Origin of the sequence: uncultured Blautia sp. (assembly GCF_902497045.1) — a bacterium.
Classification (GTDB): Bacteria; Bacillota; Clostridia; order Lachnospirales; family Lachnospiraceae; genus Blautia_A.
In genome coordinates this window covers 1-2,089 of the sequence record NZ_CABVDF010000337.1, presented here as the reverse complement: position 1 = coordinate 2,089, position 2,089 = coordinate 1, and the positions used below count along the sequence as shown (strand labels likewise).

Annotated in this window: 2 protein-coding genes; one reads left to right on the top strand and one right to left on the bottom strand. The window is 43.8% G+C overall.

Annotation, left to right across the window (positions count from 1 at the left end; all coding sequences use genetic code 11):
• The first annotated feature begins 170 nt into the window (after positions 1-170).
• The gene (locus RDS42_RS14415; protein ID WP_308784266.1) at positions 171-1,160 is read left to right on the top strand and encodes a 2-hydroxyacid dehydrogenase; all 990 of its coding nucleotides are present in this window, start codon (positions 171-173) and stop codon (positions 1,158-1,160) included.
• 76 nt (positions 1,161-1,236) lie between these two features.
• Here the strand turns inward: RDS42_RS14415 and RDS42_RS14410 are convergent, their stop codons facing one another.
• Positions 1,237-2,073, bottom strand: coding sequence for a deoxyribonuclease IV (locus RDS42_RS14410; RefSeq protein ID WP_308784267.1), 837 nt, complete (start codon positions 2,071-2,073; stop codon positions 1,237-1,239).
• Between the last annotated feature and the right edge of the window lie 16 nt (positions 2,074-2,089).

Sequence of the window (2,089 nt, the reverse complement as noted above, 5' to 3'; positions counted from 1 at the left end):
TCATTTTTCTATCCTTCTTTCTGATGTTTTTATATAGTTACGCTGCTTTATATTACAGAAATAACCCTATCCTTTCCTGTATTTGTCAGAAAAATAACCCTTGACATCCCAGAATTTTCCATGTATATTTCAACTAACTTATACATATACCAAAAGAAAAGGAGGCAGCCATGAAAATATTATTTTACGGTACAAAAGACTATGACCAGCATTTTTTTGATAAGCTTGCCCCGGAATATCCGGGAATCACATTTAAATTTATCGAAGCCAATCTTTATGAAGAAACCGCATCACTTGCAGGAGGCTACGACGGAATCTGTGCCTTTGTAAATGCAGATATCAGTACTCCTGTTATGGAAAGCCTTCATACTCAGGGCATTAAGCTGATTCTGATGCGCTGTGCCGGATATAACAATGTGGATCTCAAAACTGCGGAAAAATACGGAATCAAGGTTCTTCGGGTTCCCGGCTATTCCCCGGAAGCAGTAGCCGAACACGCTATGGCTCTTGTTCTTACTGCCAACCGCCACACCCACAAAGCATACATCAAATGCAGGGAAAATAATTTTGCATTGAACGGGCTTATGGGTGTCAATTTGTTCCATAAAACTGCCGGAATCGTCGGAACCGGAAAAATCGGTCTTGCAATGGCAAGGATCTGTAGGGGATTTGGCATGCGTGTTATCGCCTACGACCTTTATCCTAATAAAGAGCTGGATTTTCTGGAGTATGTATCCCTGGATGAGCTTCTCCGCACAAGCGATCTGATCAGTCTTCACTGCCCTCTTACAGAGGAAACACATCATCTCATCAACGAGGAATCTATTGCCAAAATGAAAGACGGGGTGATCCTTGTAAACACTTCAAGGGGCGGCCTGATCTGTACCGAAGATCTGATCGCTGGAATCCGGGATCATAAATTCTTTGCCGTAGGTCTTGACGTCTATGAAGAGGAATCAGAGCTTGTATATGAGGATATGTCTGAACGTATTCTTCAAAGCTCCACCATCCAGAGACTTCTGTCTTTCCCCAATGTAGCCATGACCTCTCATCAGGGATTTTTTACTGATGAGGCGCTGACAAATATTGCGGAAACAACTCTTCAGAATGCTGCTGCATTCCGCGATGGGCTGATACTGAAAAATGAAGTAAAGCTTTAAAAATATATGCTCCGGCGTTCCTGGGTCATAGAATCCCCTGCATAAAGGAACACCGGAGCATTTCACATTTTATCTGTCATTGTTTTTCAAAGGCTTCTCTAAGTACAGAAATTTCTCTGGTCCAACCTGCATCGTCATTTGGTGTTTCCAAAATGAAAGGAATCTCTGCAAGAGCCGGATGCCGGATTACACGTACCAGCGCCTCCAGACCGATCTCACCCTCCCCGATCTTTGCATGGCGGTCCTTATGGCTTCCCATTCCGTTCATGCTGTCATTCAGATGGACTGCCTTCAGACGCGAAAGACCGATTACCTGATCGAATTCTTTCAGCACCCCGTCCAGGTCATTGACAATATCATAACCACCGTCCCACACATGACAGGTGTCCAGACACACTCCCATTTTGTGATCCTTTTCTACCAGATCAAGAATGGAACGGATCTCCTGGAAGTTTCTCCCTACCTCGGAGCCCTTTCCCGCCATGGTTTCCAGAAGAACCGTAGTCGTCTGCTCTTCTGTAAGCACATCATTTAAAATCTCCGCAATCTTTTGTATTCCAGCTTCTGCCCCCTGCCCTACATGACTTCCCGGATGAAAATTATAATAATTTCCCGGTGTATATTCCATTCGTCTCAGATCATCTGCCATAGTATTTCTGGCAAAATCTCTCAGGTCTTCTTTGGCCGCACAGCAATTCATAGTATAAGGCGCATGGGCAACGATCTTTCCAAATCCATGGTTTCCTGCCAGCTGCAGAAATTCCTCCACGTCTTTTGCATCAATAGCTTTTGCATTTCCCCCACGGGGATTTCTGGTAAAAAACGCAAACGTATTTCCTCCGTTTTTGATCATCTGCTGCGCCATCTTTTTATATCCCTTGGATGAGGTTGTATGATTTCCTATATATAACATTTCTTTTTTCTCCATC

Bases quoted from the DNA above. Each gene is read 5' to 3' on its own strand.
- RDS42_RS14415 (WP_308784266.1), top strand. From the start codon at position 171: ATGAAAATATTATTTTACGGTACAAAAGACTATGACCAGCATTTTTTT.
- RDS42_RS14410 (WP_308784267.1), bottom strand. From the start codon at position 2,073: ATGTTATATATAGGAAATCATACAACCTCATCCAAGGGATATAAAAAG.